2 protein-coding genes are annotated in these 3,087 nt (G+C 50.3%); both read right to left on the bottom strand.

Annotation, left to right across the window (positions count from 1 at the left end):
- Positions 1-460 precede the first annotated feature (460 nt).
- Positions 461-2,098 carry a DAK2 domain-containing protein gene (locus HMPREF2626_RS07030; protein ID WP_070619323.1) on the bottom strand — a complete coding sequence of 546 codons (1,638 nt, stop codon included), beginning with the start codon at positions 2,096-2,098 and terminating at the stop codon, positions 461-463.
- Between the two features lie 54 nt (positions 2,099-2,152).
- Entirely contained in the window at positions 2,153-2,515 is a 363-nt protein-coding gene (locus tag HMPREF2626_RS07025; RefSeq protein ID WP_067972279.1) for an Asp23/Gls24 family envelope stress response protein, read from the bottom strand.
- Positions 2,516-3,087 lie beyond the last annotated feature (572 nt).

The following is a 3,087-nucleotide window of genomic DNA, read 5'->3' as shown; positions in this document are numbered from 1 at the left end:
CTGCCAGACCGAACCCGACTAGAAGCGAATTACGTATCGTAGGCGCTAGCCGTACTAGCCGAAACCTGTTCCAAAAGTCAGCTCTGACTCCACTTCACAAAGGCTGGCCGAGCCTCTAACAAGGCTCTTCCATCCTTTGCTCCAGTGATTCAGAGCTCCCGACTTTTGTCACACTCTAACTTTGAATCTCGCTAGGTGAGAAGAAGGTAGCAACGCTGCTGGCGCAGCTTTGAACTTCATCTCTGGCCAGCATACGATATCTGTAATCTCACGCTGTTCGAACAGCTATCGCATAAGTCGCTTCGCTCCAAGAGCTGAAGCTGCTCGAGCCGGTGGTGTATAGCTATCTGAGCGTTAGCGACTTACGGATATAGTACAAAACGGCGAAAGCCGTTCTTGGTCCTCCAAGATTTAACGATCAATTTCAAAGCGGAGCGCATGCTCATAAGGTACTATCCTCCTATTCCACCGAAATCAAATAAGCGTAAACAGGTTGCTGGCCTTCGTGGACTTCCACTTCGATGTCCTCGTGCTTGGCTTCGACTTCCTCTGCCAAAGCCTCTGCTTCGTCTTGGCTTACCCCCTCGCCGAAGAAGAGGGTCACGATTTCGGAATCCTCATCCAGCATGGCCTCAACGGTTGCTAGGGTTTGGGCTTTTCGGTCAGCTTGGCTGCTGATGATGTCGCCATCGACGATGCCCATGTAGTCGCCTTCCTTAATGGTGAGGTCGCCAATCTTGGTATCGCGGACAGAGGTGGTGACTTGGCCAGACTTGACATAGGCCAGTTCGCTAGTCATGGCTTCCGCATTCTCATCCAGGCTGGCTTCTGGGTTGTAGCCTAACATGGCCGTCAGACCTTGGGAGATGGACTTGGATTCCACCACGCGGGCGTCTTGGTCCAAGATCTCCGCCGCCTGCTTGGAGGACATGAAGATGTTCTTATTGTTCGGCAAGATCAGATAGCTTTCCGCGTTGACTTCTTGGGCCGCCTTGACAATGTCTTCCGTCGATGGGTTCATGGTTTGCCCGCCATTGATGACCTTGGAGACGCCCAGACTCTGGAACATGTCCTGGATACCTTGGCCAGCTGCCACCGCAATCACGGCAATTTTTTCCTTAGGCTTGGCTGGCGCAGAGGCTTGGGCCTTGCCTTCGAGGATGGTATCGTGTTGGAGGCGCATGTTGTCGACCTTGATCTTAATCAACGAGCCAAATTTTTGCCCGTATTCAAGCACTTGGCCGGGGTGTTCGGTATGGACGTGGACCTTGACCACTTCTTCGTCGTTAACTACCAGGAGCGAGTCGCCCAGGTCGTTGAGGAAGTTGCGGAAGGTCTCATAGTCGAAGCTGTCGGTAACAGTTTCCCCTTCGCCCAATTTGACCATGATCTCCGTGCAGTAGCCATAAGTGATGTCTTCATTGGACACGGCATGGGAGGTCTTGAAGAAGTTTTCTTGGTGGGCCAGTTCCGTCACATCTGCTTGGGACATGCCGACCTTGTCATCGACTTCGATCTTTTCACCCTTGAGCGCTTCTAAAAAGCCGGTGTAAATAATGAAGAGGCCTTGGCCCCCACTATCGACAACGCCCACTTCTTTGAGGACAGGCAGGAGGTCTGGCGTCTTGATCAGCGCTTCCTCCGCCCCCTTGTGGACTTCTTCCATGACATGGATAGGATCATCCTGCTGTTTGGCGGCGGCCATCCCCGCTTCTGCTGCCTCGCGAGCCACGGTTAAGATGGTTCCTTCCACTGGTTTCATCACTGCTTGGTAGGCTGTTTCCACCCCATGGTTAAAAGCATCCGCCAGGTCCTGGCCGGAGAGGACTTCCTTCTCCTCGCAGCCCTTGGCGAAACCGCGGAATAACTGAGACAGGATCACGCCGGAGTTGCCCCGGGCGCCCATCAAGAGTCCCTTGGCGAGGTCTTGGGCCACCTGACCGACATCTTGGGCGTTATTGGTCGTCACCAGGTCACAGCCTGAAGTGAAGGAAAGGCTCATATTCGTCCCTGTGTCCCCATCTGGAACCGGGAAGACGTTCAAGGAATTGACATATTCCGCCTGGTCTTCGAGGCGCTTAGCCCCTACCGAAATCATATTTTTTAACTCTTTTGCATCTATCGAATTCACATTAAACCTCCTCAAGCTTTCCTAGTCGACATCCGTTCGAATGCCTTGGACAAAGACATTTACCACGTTGGCAGAGAGGCCTAGGACCTTCTCTAACTCAAACTTCACAGAACTTTGGACGTTACGACAAATTTCGGAGATCTTAGTACCATAGTTCACGATAATATAAACATCCACAACCACGCGTTGGTCTTCACTGTGGACCACCACGCCGCGCGCATAGTTTTCCCGGTTGAGAATTTCTTGGATGCCGTCACGAATTTGATTCTTCGAGGCCATGCCGACCACGCCGTAGTTTTGGGTGGTGGCCTTGCCGACTACCATGGCAATGGCTTCATCACTAATTTCAATTTCACCATGTTTTGCTTCCATTTTTACTGTCATCTAAAAAGCCTCCTTATAGATATATGAAGCTATTAATTTAAAAAATCCTTATGAATAGTGTAACGGATTCAAAGCACAATTTCTACACATTCTCTCTCATTATACTATATTCTTTAGCTAAATTATGTAAATTAAGATATTTATTATTTAAAAAGCTGGTAAATCGTAAATATAGGTTGCTTAATAGTAATTGCGAGTGAGCATGCGTTGCGTCTTGAAAGTGATCGTTAAATCTTGGAGGGCCAAGAACGGCTTTCGCCGTTTTGTACTATATCCGTAAGTCGCTAGCGCTCCAACGGCTAAAGCATAGCACCGGTTCGAGCAGCTTCAGCTCTTGGAGCGGAGCGACTTAGAGATGAAGTTCAAGGCTGCGCCAGCAGCGTTGCTACCTTCTTCTCACCTAGCAAGCTTCAAAGAATTAGAGTGCGACAAAAGTCGGTTAAGCCTGAACCACTGGAGCAAAATCTAGAAGAGCCTTGCTAAAGGCTCGCCTAGATTTTGTGAAGTGGAGTCAGGATTGACTTTTGGAGCAGGTTTGGGTCCGTACGGCTTACGCCTACGCCCCGTAATTC

This window comes from Aerococcus sp. HMSC062A02, assembly GCF_001809535.1.
In the GTDB taxonomy this organism is placed as follows: domain Bacteria; phylum Bacillota; class Bacilli; order Lactobacillales; family Aerococcaceae; genus Aerococcus.
Note: the sequence above shows the minus strand (reverse complement) of the source record. Positions and strands in the feature narration are given on the sequence as shown.

Bases quoted from the DNA above. Each gene is read 5' to 3' on its own strand.
- HMPREF2626_RS07030 (WP_070619323.1), bottom strand. From the start codon at position 2,098: ATGATTTCGGTAGGGGCTAAGCGCCTCGAAGACCAGGCGGAATATGTC.
- HMPREF2626_RS07025 (WP_067972279.1), bottom strand. From the start codon at position 2,515: ATGACAGTAAAAATGGAAGCAAAACATGGTGAAATTGAAATTAGTGAT.